The following is a 17,524-nucleotide window of genomic DNA, read 5'->3' as shown; positions in this document are numbered from 1 at the left end:
TGGCTACGATGGGCCAGCCGGTGGCCAGCAGGGGCCAGACGGCGACACCGAACCTCGGGAAGGCCATGCTGAACAAGTACGCGCGTGCATTCTTCACGCGTGTTCTCACACCGTTCGCCGCGTTTCTGATCCGGCGGGGCGTCAGCCCCGACACCGTCACGCTCATCGGAACGGCCGGTGTGGTCGCGGGCGCGCTGGTCTTCTATCCCAGGGGCGAGTTCTTCTGGGGCACGGTCGTGATCACGCTGTTCGTGTTCTCCGACCTGGTCGATGGCAACATGGCCCGCCAGCTCGGCCGTTCGAGCCGCTGGGGCGCCTTCCTGGACTCCACGCTCGACCGGGTCGCCGACGGCGCGATCTTCGGCGGCTTCATCCTCTGGTACGCCGGCGGGGGCGACGACCTCGTCCTGTGCGCGGTCTCGATCTTCTGCCTGGCCAGCGGCCAGGTGGTGTCGTACACCAAGGCACGCGGCGAGTCGATCGGCCTGCCGGTCGCCGTCAACGGGCTGGTCGAGCGGGCCGAGCGGCTGGTGATCTCCCTGGTCGCGGCCGGTCTCGCGGGCCTGCACGCGTTCGGTGTCCCGGGCATCCAGTACCTGCTGCCCATCGCCCTGTGGATCGTCGCCTTGGGCAGCCTCGTCACGCTGATCCAGCGGGTCGTCACGGTCCGCCGGGAGTCCGCGGAGGCAGAGGCCGCGGCCGCCGCGCAGGACGACAATGGTGGCGAGCAGGAGAACGCCTCTCACGGGAGCGAGGCGTCCACGTGAGCGCACAGGACCGGCTGACGGACGCGCTGTACGGCCTCGGCTGGAGCACGGTCAAGAAGCTCCCCGAGCCGGTCGCCGTACGGCTCGGGCACACCATCGCCGACCTCGCCTGGAAGCAGCGTGGCAAGGGCGTACAGCGGCTGGAGAGCAATTACGCGCGCGTGGTGCCCGGTGCGAGCCCCGAGCGCCTCGCCGAGCTCTCGCGCGCGGGCATGCGGTCGTACCTGCGCTACTGGATGGAGTCGTTCCGGCTGCCCGCCTGGAGCCCCGAGCGCATCAGGGCGGGCGTCGACGTCAAGGACCTGCACTACCTGACCGAGGGCATGGCCGCGGGCAAGGGCGTCGTCCTCGCCCTGCCCCACCTGGCCAACTGGGACCTCGCCGGCGCCTGGGCCACCACCAAACTGGGCATCCCGTTCACGACGGTCGCCGAGCGCCTGAAGCCCGAGACGCTGTACGACCGGTTCGTCGCCTACCGCGAGGGCCTCGGCATGGAGGTCCTGCCGCACAGCGGCGGCACCGCCTTCGGCACCCTGGCCCGGCGGCTGCGCGACGGCGGCCTGGTCTGCCTGGTCGCCGACCGTGACCTGTCGGCCTCCGGCGTCGAGGTCGACTTCTTCAAAGACACGGCCCGGATGCCGGCCGGACCGGCCCTGCTCGCCCAGCAGACGGGCGCCCTGCTGCTCCCCGTCACCCTCTGGTACGACGACTCGCCCGTGATGCGGGGCCGCGTGCACCCGCCCGTCGAGGTGCCCGAGTCAGGCACGCGCGCCGAGAAGACGTCTGTCATGACACAGGCGCTGGCCGACGCCTTCGCCACGGGGATCGCCGAGCATCCGGAGGACTGGCACATGCTTCAGCGCTTGTGGCTCGCGGACCTCGACCCTGCGACGGGGACCTCGTGAGGATCGGCATCGTCTGCCCGTACTCCTGGGACGTACCGGGCGGGGTCCAGTTCCACATCCGGGACCTGGCCGAGTACTTCCTCCGCCTCGGTCACGAGGTGTCCGTGCTCGCCCCGGCGGACGACGACACGCCCCTGCCGCCGTACGTCGTCTCCGCCGGGCGTGCGGTGCCGGTGCCGTACAACGGCTCAGTGGCCCGGCTCAACTTCGGCTTCCTGAGCGCCGCCCGGGTGCGCCGCTGGCTGCACGACGGCGCGTTCGACGTGATCCACATCCACGAGCCGACCTCGCCCTCGTTGGGCCTGCTGACCTGCTGGGCGGCCCAGGGGCCGATCGTCGCCACGTTCCACACGTCCAACCCGCGCTCCCGCGCCATGATCGCCGCGTACTCCATCCTCCAGGCCGCCCTGGAGAAGATCAGCGCGCGGATCGCGGTGAGCGAGTACGCCCGCCGCACGCTGGTGGAGCACCTCGGCGGGGACGCGGTGGTGATCCCCAACGGCGTCGACGTCGACTTCTTCGCCAAGGCCGAGCCCAAGGCCGAGTGGCAGGGTGACACCATCGGCTTCATAGGGCGCATCGACGAGCCCCGCAAGGGCCTGCCGGTGCTGATGAAGGCCCTGCCGAAGATCCTCGCCGCCCGCCCGCAGACCCGGCTGCTGGTCGCCGGGCGCGGTGACGAGGAGGAGGCGGTGGAGACACTGCCCGCCGAGCTGCGCCCCCGCGTCGAGTTCCTCGGCATGGTCAGCGACGAGGACAAGGCCCGCTTCCTGCGCAGCGTCGACCTGTACGTCGCGCCCAACACCGGCGGCGAGAGCTTCGGGATCATCCTGGTCGAGGCCATGTCCGCCGGAGCCCCCGTCCTCGCCTCCGACCTGGACGCCTTCGCCCAGGTCCTGGACCGGGGAGAGGCCGGCGAACTGTTCCCCAACGAGGACGCCGACGCCCTGGCCGACGCGGCCGTACGCCTGCTGGACGACCCGGCCCGGCGCGCGGAACTGCGCGAGCGGGGCAGCGTCCACGTGCGGCGTTTCGACTGGTCGACCGTCGGCGCGGACATCCTGTCCGTCTACGAGACGGTGACGGCGGGCGCGGCGGCGGTGGCGGAGGACGAGCGGACGACGGGGTTGCGGGCCAGGCTGGGGTTCGCCCGGGACTGACGCCGTGGCGGCAGGTTCATTTCAGGCCATGCCGAAGGGCGGTGCGGCCGGTGCGTGCGCCGGTGCGGCGCTGATCGATCACGCAGACGGATCTGTCCGGCGGCATGGACCCCACGCCACGGTGCTTCCTGTGCCGGACGACCGGACTGATGACCGCGGGCAGGGCAGGCCCTCCCTGATCCAGGAGGGCCGGGCAGGGCGGGGTGAACCGACGGTCCGGCCGGGCCGCTAGCCTTGCCGCCCGTGACCACCACTCTCATCTGGATCGCCGTGGCCCTGGTCGCGGTCGGGCTCTATCTGAGCTGGACCGCCGGCCGTCTCGACCGTCTGCACGCCCGGATCGACGCCGCCCGCGCCGCCCTGGACGCGCAGCTGCTGCGCCGGGCCTCGGTCGCGCAGGAACTGGCGACGTCGGGGGTCCTGGATCCGGCCGCCTCGATCGTCCTCTACGAGGCCGCTCACGCCGCCCGTCAGGCGGAGGAGGAGCAGCGGGAGGTCGCCGAGAGCGAGCTGAGCCAGGCCTTGCGGGCCGTCTTCGGGGAGGTCCAGCAGGTGGAGGCGGTGCGGGAGGCGCCCGGCGGCGAGGAGGCAGCCGAGGAACTCGCGCAGGCGGTGCGGCGCGTCCCGATGGCCCGCCGCTTCCACAACGACGCCGTACGCGCCGCCCGAGCCCTGCGCCGGCACCGCAAGGTCCGCTGGTTCCGCCTGGCGGGCCACGCCCCGTTCCCCATGGCCTTCGAAATGGACGACGAGCCTCCGGCGGCCCTGGCGGACCGGGCCGCCTAGTAACTCCAGCCGTAGATCGTCAAGGTCGTGGCATCGGTTGCCCGAGGCGCATTGCCCGGCCCGCCCTATCCGCGTGTGACGTTCGTTCCGAGCCATGGCCTCAGGCCCCGCTGTGTGACCCGCAGTACCTCACTCGGGGCCAACTCGTCAGCTTGTTCGATCACAACGAGACCCCAGTCCTTCCGGCGAACTGCGCCAAGTGTCACTGCACGCTCACGCCGTAGGTACTTCACCGCCGAAGCCAGGTCGGCCACTGGAGGATAGACCTCGTAGCTTGCGAGTTTCCCGACATACCAGTCGAGCCATTGTTCGCCTTCCCTCGTCGCGGCTCGGGACAATCCGGACTCGGCATCCCCATCGAGAAAGACCATGACCGGCCGGACCTGTGCGAGGACCTCTGTGAGGTCAGTCATGAAGGTGTCGATCGCCTCCTCACCGTGCCCCATGGCCAGCAGCGTCGGCACGAACGGCATCAGCGCGTCCGCGATCACCACGTCATCGCCGCTAGCCACGACCGCATCGACAAGATTTGCAGTTGCCGCGATCAGTGTCCCCAGCTCGACCATGCCTGTCGCCTTGAACTCCTCGGCCACCGCAGCGAACTGCGGTCGGGTCAAGATCTCCTCCTCGCGGAAGTGGTCCACCCGCAGTCCCGTATCGGCCAGCCGCTGGGACAGCCCGGCACACAGCGTCGACTTGCCCGCTCCGGGAGACGCTCCCCACACAGTGATCAGAACTGTCATGGCTGCCGAGCCTAGGATCGGCAGCCATGACAGCCAACTCCACGGCGTCCCCGGCCGACCGTGCCGCACATCGTGATCTTCACGTGAGAACCGTTCGGCGCCGGTAGGGGCTGGCCCGGGATCGGGCCTGGAGGCGTCGTCGCCATCTGGACCAGTGGAGTCGGTGTGCGGCTGCGTGGCTGGGCTGGGTGACGAGTGTCGTGAACAGGTGCTGGATTTCGTTACAGATCAGCGGGATCAGGCCGTCCGGAGCCGGTGTGCGAGCCCGTTCATCGGCGGTGGCCGCAGTGAGAAAGGCATGGGCGAGCATCGCGAGGGTGACCCATCGATGCCAGGACGTCCAGCGTCTGACCTGGTGTTCGTCCAGTGCGGCCAGGCCCTTGCCGGACTGGAAGATCTCTTCGGCCGTCCATCTGCGCCCGGCCACCTTGACCAAGGTGGATAGGGGCACGTGGGTCGCCGAGTAGCAACGGTGAAAGGCGAGTTCGCCGGTGCTGCGGTTGCGGCGGACGAGCAGATGGCGGTGGCCAGGCCCTCGGCGGCGATGTCGACACTTGTTCCCGGACCGGCCCGGACGTGCAAGATCACGATCTACGGCTGGAGTATTAGCCATGGCTGACGGATTCATAAGGTGGTACCGGGAGTCGGCGGCCACGCGGTCTTCGCCGAACAGGTGCAGCTCTTCGAGGCACACGGCATCAGGCTCGTGCACCCGGTGAGAGGTCCAGCCGTGGTGCTCGACGTCGAGGGGGACCAGCTCCTCATGCGTCCGGAGGAGCTGGGCCACCTCTTGGGCCTGCGTATCTCGTCCATCACGATGGAATGGTGGTTCTCCGCGGATATCGACGTTGTCCACTCCTACTCGTATGATCCGCTCGGTTGTGAGATCCAGACGCTCTGGCTGGACGGCCTCACGCGGGACCAGGCCGACACGGTCGAGACGGCCGTCGTCGCGGCGGCGACGGGACTTCCGACGCCAACCCGCGCCGTGATCGTCGATCGGCGGGGGGGGGAAGGTGACCCTGATGACTGGGACTCGGTCGTGCTCTACGAGGGGGAGAGATTGCCGGTCATCCGGGACCGGGTGCTGGTGCGCGAACCGCTCACGCACAGGCTCCTGAGGTCGTCGCCGGAGCTGAAAAGTGAGGAGATCGGGGCAGGTCTGACCCTGCTCCCTCCCGCGCGTCCGCTCTGACACCCGGACGTTCCGCCCCGCGGCGATCGCCCGGAGGAAGGCCCGCTGGACTCACACCGTCCGGCGGGGCCTTCCGCGCACCGGCCCGAAGGTCGCCACGCCGAGGCGACCGGCCCTGATGAACGACCGTACCGGGCCGCCGCCAGGTCCCCACTGACCCGCTGGCTCTGCGGATGATCCGCAGCCGCCGGTACCGAAAAGAATCCACCGGCTTCCCATTGGCCCTTGCTGTGGCCTGGTCCTCTCGCGTTTCCTCGGTGCTGCAGAATTCCCCTTTCCGTAGCGAGGTCACCCGTGTCCACCACGTCCCCCAACTCCCAGGCCCCCGAGACCGGCACCGCCCGTGTGAAGCGCGGTATGGCCGAGCAGCTCAAGGGCGGCGTCATCATGGACGTCGTCACGCCGGAGCAGGCGAAGATCGCCGAGGACGCGGGCGCCGTCGCCGTCATGGCCCTGGAGCGGGTCCCGGCCGACATCCGCAAGGACGGCGGCGTGGCCCGCATGTCCGACCCGGACATGATCGAGGGCATCATCGAGGCCGTCTCGATCCCGGTCATGGCCAAGTCCCGCATCGGCCACTTCGTCGAGGCCCAGGTGCTTCAGTCCCTCGGCGTCGACTACATCGACGAGTCCGAGGTCCTCACCCCGGCCGACGAGGTCAACCACTCCGACAAGTGGGCCTTCACCACGCCGTTCGTCTGTGGTGCCACCAACCTGGGCGAGGCCCTGCGCCGCATCGCCGAGGGCGCCGCGATGATCCGCTCCAAGGGCGAGGCCGGCACCGGCAACGTCGTCGAGGCCGTCCGCCACCTGCGCCAGATCAAGAACGAGATCGCCCGGCTGCGCGGCTACGACAACCACGAGCTGTACGCCGCCGCCAAGGAGCTGCGCGCCCCGTACGAGCTGGTCAAGGAGGTCGCCGAGCTGGGCAAGCTCCCGGTCGTGCTGTTCTCCGCCGGCGGCGTCGCCACCCCGGCCGACGCGGCCCTGATGCGTCAGCTCGGCGCCGAGGGCGTCTTCGTCGGCTCCGGCATCTTCAAGTCCGGCGACCCGGCCAAGCGCGCCGCCGCCATCGTGAAGGCCACCACCTTCTACGACGACCCGAAGATCATCGCCGACGCGTCCCGCAACCTCGGCGAGGCCATGGTCGGCATCAACTGCGACACCCTCCCCGAGACCGAGCGCTACGCCAACCGCGGCTGGTAACACTCATGAGTGAAGCACCTGTGATCGGCGTCCTGGCTCTCCAGGGCGACGTACGGGAGCACCTCGTCGCCCTGGCCGCGGCCGATGCCGTGGCCAGGCCGGTGCGGCGCCCCGGAGAACTCGCCGAGGTGGACGGCCTCGTCATCCCCGGCGGCGAGTCCACCACCATCTCCAAGCTTGCCGTCCTGTTCGGCCTGATGGACCCGCTCCGCGCGCGCGTGCGCGACGGCATGCCCGTCTACGGCACCTGCGCCGGCATGATCATGCTCGCCGACAAGATCCTCGACCCGCGCTCGGGCCAGGAGACCGTCGGCGGCATCGACATGATCGTGCGCCGCAACGCCTTCGGCCGGCAGAACGAGTCCTTCGAGGCGTCCGTCGACGTCAAGGGCGTCGAGGGCGACCCGGTGGAGGGCGTCTTCATCCGTGCCCCCTGGGTCGAGTCCGTCGGCGCCGGGGCGGAGGTGCTCGCCGAGCACGACGGCCACATCGTCGCGGTCCGTCAGGGCAACGCTCTGGCCACGTCGTTCCACCCGGAACTGACCGGAGACCACCGTGTGCACGCCCTGTTCGTCGAGATGGTGCGCGCGAACCGGGCGGCCGAGTCCTTGTAGGATTCCTGCGTTCGTTGCTGAGATGGGTTACGCGAAGGAGACAGGCAGATGTCCGGCCACTCTAAATGGGCCACGACGAAGCACAAGAAGGCCGTCATCGATGCCAAGCGCGGCAAGCTCTTCGCGAAGCTGATCAAGAACATCGAGGTGGCGGCCCGGATGGGCGGCGCCGACCCCGAGGGCAACCCGACGCTCTACGACGCCATCCAGAAGGCGAAGAAGTCGTCGGTCCCCAACAAGAACATCGACTCCGCGGTCAAGCGCGGCGCGGGCCTGGAGGCCGGCGGCGCCGACTACGAGACGATCATGTACGAGGGCTACGGCCCGAACGGTGTCGCCGTGCTCATCGAGTGCCTCACCGACAACCGCAACCGCGCCGCCTCCGAGGTCCGTGTCGCCATGACCCGCAACGGCGGCTCGATGGCCGACCCGGGCTCGGTGTCCTACCTCTTCAACCGCAAGGGCGTCGTGATCGTCCCCAAGGGGGAGCTGACCGAGGACGACGTGCTGGCCGCGGTGCTGGACGCGGGCGCCGAGGAGGTCAACGACCTCGGCGAGACCTTCGAGGTCCTCAGCGAGGCCACGGACCTGGTCGCGGTCCGCACCGCCCTCCAGGACGCCGGCATCGACTACGACTCCGCCGACGCCAACTTCGTCCCGACCATGCAGGTCGAGCTGGACGAGGAGGGCGCCAAGAAGATCTTCAAGCTGATCGACGCGCTCGAGGACAGCGACGACGTGCAGAACGTCTTCGCCAACTTCGATGTCAGCGACGAGGTCATGGAGAAGGTCGGGGCGTAACTCCGAGCGCGGGCTCCGCAGGACCAACGGGCCGACGGGACACACCCCGTCGGCCCGTCGCGTTGTCGGTGGCACCCGATAGCCTGCACAAACAGGTGAGCGAGAGGGAGGGCGCGTGCGCGTTCTGGGGGTGGACCCGGGACTGACCCGGTGTGGTGTGGGCGTGGTCGAGGGCGTCGCCGGACGGCCGCTCACGATGATCGGCGTCGGGGTCGTCCGTACGCCGACGGACGCCGACCTCGGCCACCGCCTGGTCGCCATCGAGCAGGGCATCGAACAGTGGCTGGACGAACACCGGCCGGAACACGTCGCCGTCGAGCGCGTCTTCAGCCAGCACAACGTCCGCACGGTGATGGGCACCGCCCAGGCCAGCGCCGTCGCCCTGCTGTGCGCCTCACGCCGCGGAATCCCCGTGGCGCTGCACACGCCGAGCGAGGTCAAGGCCGCCGTCACCGGCAGCGGCCGGGCCGACAAGGCCCAGGTGGGCGCGATGGTGACCCGCCTCCTCCGGCTCAGCGCACCACCCAAGCCCGCCGACGCGGCCGACGCCCTCGCCCTCGCCATCTGCCACATCTGGCGCGCCCCCGCGCAGAACCGACTCCAGCAGGCCGTCGCCCTGCACACATCGAAAGGCCGTACGGCATGATCGCCTTCGTCAGCGGCACCGTCGCCGCGCTCGCCCCCGACGCCGCGGTCGTCGAGGTCGGCGGCGTCGGCATGGCCGTCCAGTGCACGCCGAACACGCTGTCCACACTCCGCATGGGCCAGTCCGCCAAGCTGCACACGTCCCTCGTCGTACGGGAGGACTCACTCACCCTGTACGGCTTCGCGGACGACGACGAGCGGCAGGTCTTCGAGCTGCTCCAGACGGCCAGCGGTGTCGGTCCCCGGCTGGCTCAGGCCATGCTCGCCGTGCACAGCCCGGACGCCCTGCGCCGGGCCGTCGCGACCGGCGACGAGAAAGCGCTCACCGCGGTCCCCGGCATCGGCAAGAAGGGCGCCCAGAAGCTGCTCCTGGAGCTGAAGGACCGGCTCGGCGCGCCGGTCGGCGCACCCGCCGTCGGCGCACCGGTCAGCAGCGGCTGGCGCGACCAGCTGCACGCGGCCCTGATCGGCCTCGGGTACGCGACCCGGGAGGCCGACGAGGCGGTGGCCGCCGTGGCTCCGCAGGCCGAGGCCGCCGAGGGCACGCCCCAGGTGGGACCGCTGCTGAAGGCCGCCCTCCAGACTCTGAACCGCGCCCGCTGACCCCCACGACTCCGAGGCACATCACATGAACTGGGACGACACGACCGACGCCGATGCCGCCGAGCGGCTCGTCGGTGCGTCCGCCGACCGTGAGGACCAAGCCGTCGAGGCCGCCCTGCGGCCCAAGGACCTGGGCGAGTTCATCGGCCAGGAGAAGGTCCGCGAGCAGCTCGACCTCGTCCTGCGCGCCGCACGCGCGAGGGGCGCCACCGCCGACCACGTGCTGCTCTCCGGCGCCCCCGGCCTCGGCAAGACCACCCTGTCGATGATCATCGCGGCCGAGATGGGCGCCCCGATCCGCATCACGTCGGGCCCCGCCATCCAGCACGCTGGCGACCTCGCCGCGATCCTCTCCTCCCTCCAGGAGGGCGAGGTCCTCTTCCTCGACGAGATCCACCGCATGTCCCGGCCCGCCGAGGAGATGCTGTACATGGCGATGGAGGACTTCCGCGTCGACGTCATCGTCGGCAAGGGCCCGGGTGCCACCGCCATCCCGCTGGAGCTGCCCCCGTTCACCCTGGTCGGCGCCACCACCCGCGCGGGCCTGCTGCCGCCCCCGCTGCGCGACCGCTTCGGCTTCACCGCCCACATGGAGTTCTACGAACCGGCCGAACTGGAGCGGGTCATCCACCGCTCCGCGGACCTCCTCGAAGTCGAGATCGAGCCGGACGGCGCCGCCGAGATCGCCGGCCGCTCCCGCGGCACGCCCCGCATCGCCAACCGTCTGCTGCGCCGCGTCCGGGACTACGCGCAGGTCAAGGCCGACGGCCTGATCACCAAGGACATCGCCGAGGCAGCCCTCGCCGTCTACGAGGTGGACGCCCGCGGCCTCGACCGCCTCGACCGGGCCGTGCTGGAAGCCCTGCTCAAGCTGTTCGGCGGCGGCCCCGTCGGGTTGTCCACGCTCGCGGTCGCCGTGGGGGAGGAGCGTGAGACCGTGGAAGAGGTCGCCGAGCCCTTCCTGGTACGGGAGGGACTGCTGGCCCGCACCCCGCGCGGCCGCGTCGCCACCCCCGCCGCATGGGCGCATCTCGGCCTCACCCCGCCCCGCTCACAGACCGCCGGAAACGGACAACAGGACCTGTTCGGGGCGTGACGGCCCCCTCACGGACCCGTCATGGCTCCTAGGCGGCGAGGTCAGTGGCCGGAGCAGGAACCCCGGTGCCATGCTGAGCGTTGTTCCATGCGCGCGGACTCGCTTAGACTCCGCCGATGCCGCCTTTGTCGGCGGCGTACACACCCCCAACCATCTGGCCGCTCACAGCGCGGTCGTGTGAAGGAAGTACCGACCCGTGAGTCTCCTGACCCTCCTCCCGTTCATCGTGCTCATCGGGGCCATGTTCCTGATGACCCGGTCGGCCAAGAAGAAGCAGCAGCAGGCCGTGGAGATGCGGAACCAAATGCAGCCCGGCAGCGGTGTGCGCACCATCGGGGGCATGTACGCCACGGTCAAGGAGGTGAACGAGGACACCGTCCTCGTCGACGCCGGTCCGGGCGTCGAGCTCCTCTTCGCCAAGAACGCCATCGGTGCCGTCCTCACCGACGACGAGTACAACCGCATCGTCCACGGCATCGAGCACGACCTGAAGTCCGACGCCGACATCGTCCCGGACGACGCCTCCTCCCTCACCGAGACCGGTGACTCCGCCGCCGACGCCACCGCTGACGACAAGGCCGTCGACCTCGGCAAGAAGGACGCGGCCGACGAGCCGGCCGACGACGCCCCGGCCGGCGAGGCGAAGACGGACGAAGAGCCGAAGAAGACCGACGGCGACTCCGAGGCGAAGTAGTCGTGTCCCGGGGTGCGCGGGCCCGGCCCGCGCACCCCGCGACACGACCGGCTCGCACGGAATCCCGACACCATGTCATGGCCGCCCGTCCGCCGATCCGGAGCGAGGTGGCCCGAGAGGGAGTACGAGAAGGTGGCCACACCTAAAAAGGGCCGGAACGCGAGCGCCCAGAGCAAGCCGGGGCGCTCGCTGGCCCTGATTCTGATCGCCATCGCGGCGCTCACCGGTGGGATGTTCGCCTCGGGGCACACCACCCCGCGTCTCGGTATCGACCTGGCCGGCGGCACCAGCATCACGCTCCGCGCGGTCCCCGAGGCCGGCAACGAAGCGGCGATCAACAAGACCAACATGGACACCGCCGTCTCCATCATGGAGCGCCGTGTCAACGGTCTGGGCGTCCAGGAGGCCGAGGTCCAGACGCAGGGCCGGGACAACATCATCGTCAACATCCCCAAGGGCACGAATTCCGAGCAGGCGCGCAAGCAGGTCGGCACCACCGCCAAGCTCTACTTCCGCCCGGTCATCGCGACCGAGGTCTCCGGCGGCGGTGGCGCGGCCAGCCCCTCGCCGAGCCCCACGGGAAGCCCCTCGGACCAGCCGTCCGGCAAGGCCACCGACAAGCCCGAGGCCACCGACAAGGGCTCCGCCTCCCCGTCCGCCTCTCCCAGCACCCAGGGCCGCGCGGTCACGGACGCGCTGAAGGCCGACGCGACGCCGTCCGCGAGCGCCTCGGACAAGGCGAAGGCCAGCCCCTCCGCCTCCGCGACCGGCGGCGCAGCCGGCGACGACCCGAGCAAGCTCCAGGAGCAGTACGCCAAGCTCGACTGCACCAACGAGAAGACCCGCTCCACCGTGGGCGACGGCGTCAAGGCCTCCCAGCCCACCCTGGCCTGCGGCAAGAACGCGCAGGGTCAGTGGCAGAAGTACATCCTCGGCCCCGCCGAGGTCGACGGCACCGACGTCGACAAGGCCCAGGCCGTCCTGAACACCCAGACCGGTGCGGGCTGGACGGTCACGATGGACTTCACCGACGGGGGCGCCAAGAAGTTCGCGGACATCACCGGCAAGCTGGCGCAGAACCAGTCTCCGCAGAACCAGTTCGCGATCGTCCTGGACGGTGACGTGGTTTCCGACCCGTACGTGCGGCAGGCCCTGACCGGCGGCAATGCGGAGATCTCCGGCAACTTCACCCAGCAGTCCGCCCAGGAACTCGCCAACATGCTGTCGTACGGTGCGCTGCCGCTGACCTTCAAGGTGGACAGCATGACGACGGTGACCGCCGCGCTCGGCGGTGACCAGCTGAACGCCGGCCTGATCGCAGGCGCGATCGGTCTCGCGCTGGTCGTCATCTATCTGCTGGCCTACTACCGCGGCCTGTCGTTCATCGCGATCCTCTCGCTGCTGGTGTCCGCCGCGCTCACCTACACGCTCATGGCCCTGCTCGGCCCGACCATCGGCTTCGCGCTGAACCTGCCGGCCGTGTGCGGTGCCATCGTCGCGATCGGCATCACCGCGGACTCGTTCATCGTGTACTTCGAACGCGTCCGCGACGAGATCCGGGAGGGTCGCTCGCTGCGCCCCGCCGTCGAGCGGGCCTGGCCGCGTGCCCGGCGCACCATCCTGGTCTCCGACTTCGTGTCGTTCCTCGCCGCCGCGGTGCTCTTCATCGTCACCGTCGGCAAGGTCCAGGGCTTCGCGTTCACGCTCGGCCTGACCACCCTGCTCGACGTGGTCGTCGTGTTCCTCTTCACCAAGCCGCTGCTGACGCTGATGGCCCGCCGCCCGTTCTTCGCGAACGGCCACAAGTGGTCCGGCCTCGACCCGAAGAGCCTGGGGGCGCAGCCACCGCTGCGCCGCACCCGCCGTCCCGCCGTCCCCGTCGACCCCAAGGAGGCCTGAGATGTCGAAACTCGGCAACCTCGGCGCCCGGCTGCACCGTGGCGAGGTCGGCTACGACTTCGTCAAGAACCGCAAGATCTGGTACGGCCTGTCCATCCTGATCACCATCACGGCCATCGTCGGCCTGGCGGTCCGCGGCCTGAACATGGGCATCGAGTTCGAGGGCGGCGCCGTCTTCAACACCCCGAAGAACACCAGCGCTTCGGTGTCCCGGGCGGAGGAGTACGCGGAACAGGCCTCCGGCCACGACGCGATCGTCCAGAAGCTGGGTGACGGCAGTCTGCGCATTCAGGTCGCCGGCATCGACACCGACGCGGCGAACAAGATCAAGAACACGCTCGCCGACGACCTCAAGGTCGACTCGGAGCAGATCAACGCCGAACTGGTCGGCCCCAGCTGGGGCGAGCAGATCGCGAACAAGGCCTGGCAGGGCCTCGGCATCTTCCTGGTCCTCGTGGTGATCTACCTGGCGATCGCCTTCGAGTGGCGCATGGCGCTCGCCGCGTTCGTCGCACTGATCCACGACATCACCATCACGGTCGGCATCTACGCCCTTGTCGGCTTCGAGGTCACACCGGGTACGGTCATCGGTCTGCTGACCATCCTCGGCTACTCGCTCTACGACACGGTCGTGGTCTTCGACAGCCTCAAGGAACAGACGAAGGACATCACCAAACAGACCCGCTGGACCTACAGCGACATCGCCAACCGCTCGATCAACAGCACCCTGGTCCGCTCCATCAACACCACGGTGGTCGCGCTGCTGCCGGTGGCGGGCCTGCTGTTCATCGGTGGCGGTGTCCTCGGCGCCGGCATGCTGAACGACATCTCGCTGTCGCTGTTCGTCGGCCTGGCCGCCGGTGCGTACTCCTCGATCTTCATCGCCACGCCGCTCGTCGCCGACCTCAAGGAGCGCGAGCCGCAGCTGAAGGCCCTGAGGAAGCGCGTCCTCGCCAAGCGGGCCCAGTCCGCCGCCAAGGGCGAGACCGAGGTCCACGGCGACGACGAGTCGTACGACGGCGAGCCCGAGGACGCCGCACCCGCGGTCGTCGGTCCGCGCAACCAGCCCGCGTCCCGCACCCGGGGCCGTGGCCGTCCCTCGGGGAAGCGCCGATGACCGACATCAGGGAGCTGCTGCTCAGCCGCATCAGGGACGTGGCGGACTACCCGGAGCCGGGCGTGATGTTCAAGGACATCACCCCGCTCCTGGCGGACCCGGCGGCGTTCACCGCGCTCACCGACGCCCTCGCCGATATCGCCGAGCGCACCGGTGCCACCAAGATCGTCGGCCTGGAGGCCCGGGGCTTCATCCTCGGCGCCCCGGTCGCCGTCCGCGCCGGCCTCGGCTTCATCCCCGTACGCAAGGCGGGCAAGCTCCCCGGAGCCACCCTCGCCCAGGCCTACGACCTGGAGTACGGCTCGGCGGAGATCGAGGTGCACGCCGAGGACCTGACCGCCGACGACCGCGTCCTGGTCGTCGACGACGTCCTCGCCACCGGCGGCACCGCCGAGGCCTCGGTCCAGCTCATCCGCCGGGCCGGTGCCGAGGTCGCGGGTCTCGCCGTCCTCATGGAGCTCGGCTTCCTGAGCGGCCGCGCCCGCCTGGAACCGGCTCTCGACGGTGCTCCGCTGGAGGCGCTGCTCACGGTCCGGTAGCCCACAGCAGCCCGGCGGACAGCGGCACGACACCGGCACGACACCGCGGAGGCAGGCCCGGAGAAATCCGGTGCCCGCCTCTCACGTTTCCCGGGTAGACGGTCCTCACATTGGCCTGAAGGCGATCCTGGGGTCCAGGATGGCTACCATGGGGTCTCCGGAGCCTGACCGGGGGACCCGGATCGCGCACGAGGAGCCCTCTTGCCAGACGAGGCCCAGCACCTGACCGCCGCCAAGCCCGAGTCCGCCTCGGCAGCCGCGGCGAAGCCCGCGCCGAACGCGCCCCACGCGAAGAACGACACCCGCGGGCCGGTCGAGCACGCCCCGTCGGCGCCCGTCGACAAGCCCGCCGAGCAGTCGCGCCCCAAGCCCGCCCCGCCCGTGCGTCAGGCCGCCGGCCAGCCGGCCCGCACCGGCTCCTCCAACCGCGTCCGAGCCCGTCTGGCCCGCCTCGGCGTCCAGCGCGCGAACCCGTACAACCCGGTGCTGGAGCCGTTGCTGCGGATAGTGCGCAGCAACGACCCGAAGATCGAGACGTCGACGCTCCGCCAGATCGAGCGCGCCTACCAGGTCGCCGAGCGCTGGCACCGCGGCCAGAAGCGCAAGAGCGGCGACCCGTACATCACGCACCCCCTCGCCGTGACGACCATCCTCGCCGAGCTGGGCATGGATCCGGCCACCCTGATGGCCGGCCTGCTGCACGACACGGTCGAGGACACCGAGTACGGCCTGGACGACCTGCGCCGCGACTTCGGTGACGTCGTCGCCCTGCTCGTCGACGGCGTCACCAAGCTGGACAAGGTCAAGTTCGGCGAGGCCGCGCAGGCCGAGACCGTGCGCAAGATGGTCGTCGCCATGGCCAAGGACCCGCGCGTCCTGGTCATCAAGCTCGCCGACCGCCTGCACAACATGCGCACCATGCGCTACCTCAAGCGCGAGAAGCAGGAGAAGAAGGCGCGCGAGACCCTGGAGATCTACGCGCCGCTCGCCCACCGCCTGGGCATGAACACCATCAAGTGGGAGCTGGAGGACCTCGCCTTCGCGATCCTCTACCCCAAGATGTACGACGAGATCGTCCGCCTGGTCGCCGAGCGCGCCCCGAAGCGCGACGAGTACCTCGCCATCGTCACCGACGAGGTCCAGCAGGACCTGCGGGCGGCCCGCATCAAGGCGACCGTGACCGGCCGCCCGAAGCACTACTACAGCGTCTACCAGAAGATGATCGTCCGCGGCCGTGACTTCGCGGAGATCTACGACCTGGTGGGCATCCGCGTCCTCGTGGACACCGTCCGCGACTGCTACGCGGCCCTCGGCACGGTGCACGCGCGCTGGAACCCGGTCCCCGGCCGGTTCAAGGACTACATCGCGATGCCCAAGTTCAACATGTACCAGTCGCTGCACACGACGGTCATCGGCCCCGGCGGCAAACCGGTCGAGCTCCAGATCCGCACGTTCGACATGCACCGCCGCGCCGAGTACGGCATCGCCGCGCACTGGAAGTACAAGCAGGAGGCCGTCGCCGGCGCCTCCAAGGTGCGCACGGACGCGCCCAGGTCCTCCGGCAAGGACAAGGACGCCATCAACGACATGGCGTGGCTGCGGCAGCTCCTCGACTGGCAGAAGGAGACCGAGGACCCCGGCGAGTTCCTGGAGTCCCTGCGCTTCGACCTGTCCCGCAACGAGGTCTTCGTCTTCACCCCCAAGGGCGACGTCATAGCGCTCCCCGCCGGTGCCACCCCGGTGGACTTCGCCTACGCGGTCCACACCGAGGTCGGCCACCGCACGATAGGCGCCCGGGTCAACGGCCGGCTGGTCCCGCTGGAGTCCACCCTCGACAACGGCGACCTGGTCGAGGTCTTCACCTCCAAGGCACCCGGCGCCGGTCCCTCGCGCGACTGGCTCGGCTTCGTGAAGTCGCCGCGTGCCCGCAACAAGATCCGCGCCTGGTTCTCCAAGGAACGCCGTGACGAGGCGATCGAGCAGGGCAAGGACGCCATCGTCCGCGCCATGCGCAAGCAGAACCTGCCCATCCAGCGCATCCTCACCGGCGACTCCCTGGTGACCCTCGCGCACGAGATGCGCTACGCGGACATCTCCGCGCTGTACGCGGCGATCGGCGAGGGCCATGTCTCCGCGCAGAACATCGTGCAGAAGCTCGTCCAGGCCCTCGGCGGCGAGGAGGCCGCCACCGAGGAGATCGACGAGTCGGTCCCGCCGGCCCGCGGACGCAGCCGCAAACGCCGCTCCAGCGCCGACCCGGGTGTCGTCGTCAAGGGCGTCGAGGACGTGTGGGTCAAACTGGCCCGCTGTTGTACGCCCGTCCCCGGCGACCCCATCATCGGCTTCGTCACCCGCGGTAGTGGCGTATCGGTTCACCGCAACGACTGCGTGAACGTGGACTCACTGTCCCGCGAGCCCGAGCGCATCCTCGAGGTCGAGTGGGCGCCCACCCAGTCCTCGGTCTTCCTGGTCGCCATCCAGGTCGAGGCCCTGGACCGCTCCCGGCTCCTCTCGGACGTCACCCGCGTGCTGTCCGACCAGCACGTCAACATCCTCTCCGCGGCCGTCCAGACCTCCCGCGACCGCGTCGCCACCTCCCGCTTCACCTTCGAGATGGGCGACCCGAAGCATCTCGGCCATGTGCTGAAGGCGGTCCGGGGCGTGGAGGGCGTCTACGACGTGTACCGGGTGACGTCGGCGCGCAGCAGGTCGTAGCGGCCCTGTGACATGGGAAAGGGGCCCCCTCACGGCACG

At 70.0% G+C, this 17,524-nt stretch carries 17 protein-coding genes and 1 pseudogene; 16 read left to right on the top strand and 2 right to left on the bottom strand.

The window, feature by feature from the left end:
* Positions 1 to 8 precede the first annotated feature (8 nt).
* From V8690_RS07100 to V8690_RS07085, 4 genes are all read left to right on the top strand, one after another.
* On the top strand, positions 9 to 767 hold the full coding sequence (locus tag V8690_RS07100) for a CDP-alcohol phosphatidyltransferase family protein (protein WP_338785271.1): 759 nt from the start codon (positions 9 to 11) through the stop codon (positions 765 to 767).
* Positions 764 to 1,672, top strand: coding sequence for a phosphatidylinositol mannoside acyltransferase (locus V8690_RS07095; RefSeq protein ID WP_338776572.1), 909 nt, complete (start codon positions 764 to 766; stop codon positions 1,670 to 1,672). Before V8690_RS07100 ends, V8690_RS07095 begins: the two co-directional genes overlap by 4 nt.
* On the top strand, positions 1,669 to 2,832 hold the full coding sequence (locus V8690_RS07090) for a glycosyltransferase family 4 protein (RefSeq protein WP_338776569.1): 1,164 nt from the start codon (positions 1,669 to 1,671) through the stop codon (positions 2,830 to 2,832). Before V8690_RS07095 ends, V8690_RS07090 begins: the two co-directional genes overlap by 4 nt.
* Before the next feature lie 243 nt (positions 2,833 to 3,075).
* Positions 3,076 to 3,618: a hypothetical protein gene (locus tag V8690_RS07085; RefSeq protein WP_338776568.1), complete on the top strand. Its 543-nt coding sequence runs from the start codon at positions 3,076 to 3,078 to the stop codon at positions 3,616 to 3,618.
* Between the two features lie 65 nt (positions 3,619 to 3,683).
* On the opposite strand, the gene V8690_RS07080 is transcribed toward V8690_RS07085, so the two are convergent.
* Positions 3,684 to 4,361 (bottom strand): hypothetical protein, encoded by a 678-nt coding sequence (locus tag V8690_RS07080; RefSeq protein WP_338776567.1) that lies wholly within the window; start codon positions 4,359 to 4,361, stop codon positions 3,684 to 3,686.
* Between the two features lie 79 nt (positions 4,362 to 4,440).
* Positions 4,441 to 4,893: pseudogene (locus tag V8690_RS07075) on the bottom strand (IS701 family transposase); the annotation flags it as partial.
* A gap of 198 nt (positions 4,894 to 5,091) precedes the next feature.
* Here V8690_RS07075 and V8690_RS07070 point away from each other — a divergent pair.
* From V8690_RS07070 to relA, 12 genes are all read left to right on the top strand, one after another.
* Entirely contained in the window at positions 5,092 to 5,556 is a 465-nt protein-coding gene (locus V8690_RS07070; RefSeq protein WP_338776564.1) for a hypothetical protein, read from the top strand.
* Between the two features lie 294 nt (positions 5,557 to 5,850).
* Positions 5,851 to 6,762 (top strand): pyridoxal 5'-phosphate synthase lyase subunit PdxS, encoded by a 912-nt coding sequence (gene pdxS, locus V8690_RS07065; RefSeq protein WP_338776562.1) that lies wholly within the window; start codon positions 5,851 to 5,853, stop codon positions 6,760 to 6,762.
* 5 nt (positions 6,763 to 6,767) lie between these two features.
* A complete protein-coding gene (gene pdxT, locus V8690_RS07060; RefSeq protein ID WP_338776560.1) occupies positions 6,768 to 7,376 on the top strand; it encodes a pyridoxal 5'-phosphate synthase glutaminase subunit PdxT in 609 nt (202 codons plus the stop codon).
* A gap of 48 nt (positions 7,377 to 7,424) precedes the next feature.
* Positions 7,425 to 8,177, top strand: coding sequence for a YebC/PmpR family DNA-binding transcriptional regulator (locus V8690_RS07055; RefSeq protein ID WP_010046505.1), 753 nt, complete (start codon positions 7,425 to 7,427; stop codon positions 8,175 to 8,177).
* 115 nt (positions 8,178 to 8,292) lie between these two features.
* Complete coding sequence (gene ruvC, locus V8690_RS07050; protein WP_338776554.1) at positions 8,293 to 8,823, top strand: crossover junction endodeoxyribonuclease RuvC; 531 nt, start codon at positions 8,293 to 8,295, stop codon at positions 8,821 to 8,823.
* Positions 8,820 to 9,425: a Holliday junction branch migration protein RuvA gene (gene ruvA, locus V8690_RS07045; RefSeq protein ID WP_338776553.1), complete on the top strand. Its 606-nt coding sequence runs from the start codon at positions 8,820 to 8,822 to the stop codon at positions 9,423 to 9,425. Before ruvC ends, ruvA begins: the two co-directional genes overlap by 4 nt.
* Before the next feature lie 25 nt (positions 9,426 to 9,450).
* Positions 9,451 to 10,521 (top strand): Holliday junction branch migration DNA helicase RuvB, encoded by a 1,071-nt coding sequence (gene ruvB / locus V8690_RS07040; protein WP_274815024.1) that lies wholly within the window; start codon positions 9,451 to 9,453, stop codon positions 10,519 to 10,521.
* Positions 10,522 to 10,717: 196 nt separating this feature from the next.
* Positions 10,718 to 11,215 carry a preprotein translocase subunit YajC gene (gene yajC / locus V8690_RS07035; protein WP_338776546.1) on the top strand — a complete coding sequence of 166 codons (498 nt, stop codon included), beginning with the start codon at positions 10,718 to 10,720 and terminating at the stop codon, positions 11,213 to 11,215.
* Positions 11,216 to 11,347: 132 nt separating this feature from the next.
* Positions 11,348 to 13,114, top strand: coding sequence for a protein translocase subunit SecD (gene secD, locus V8690_RS07030; RefSeq protein ID WP_338776544.1), 1,767 nt, complete (start codon positions 11,348 to 11,350; stop codon positions 13,112 to 13,114).
* A gap of 1 nt (position 13,115) precedes the next feature.
* Positions 13,116 to 14,231: a protein translocase subunit SecF gene (gene secF, locus V8690_RS07025; protein ID WP_338776541.1), complete on the top strand. Its 1,116-nt coding sequence runs from the start codon at positions 13,116 to 13,118 to the stop codon at positions 14,229 to 14,231.
* The gene (locus V8690_RS07020; protein ID WP_338776540.1) at positions 14,228 to 14,770 is read left to right on the top strand and encodes an adenine phosphoribosyltransferase; all 543 of its coding nucleotides are present in this window, start codon (positions 14,228 to 14,230) and stop codon (positions 14,768 to 14,770) included. Before secF ends, V8690_RS07020 begins: the two co-directional genes overlap by 4 nt.
* Positions 14,771 to 14,971: 201 nt before the next feature.
* Complete coding sequence (relA, locus tag V8690_RS07015; protein ID WP_338776537.1) at positions 14,972 to 17,485, top strand: GTP pyrophosphokinase; 2,514 nt, start codon at positions 14,972 to 14,974, stop codon at positions 17,483 to 17,485.
* Positions 17,486 to 17,524 lie beyond the last annotated feature (39 nt).

It is taken from the genome of Streptomyces sp. DG1A-41, assembly GCF_037055355.1.
In the GTDB taxonomy this organism is placed as follows: Bacteria; Actinomycetota; Actinomycetes; order Streptomycetales; family Streptomycetaceae; genus Streptomyces.
Note: the sequence above shows the minus strand (reverse complement) of the source record. Positions and strands in the feature narration are given on the sequence as shown.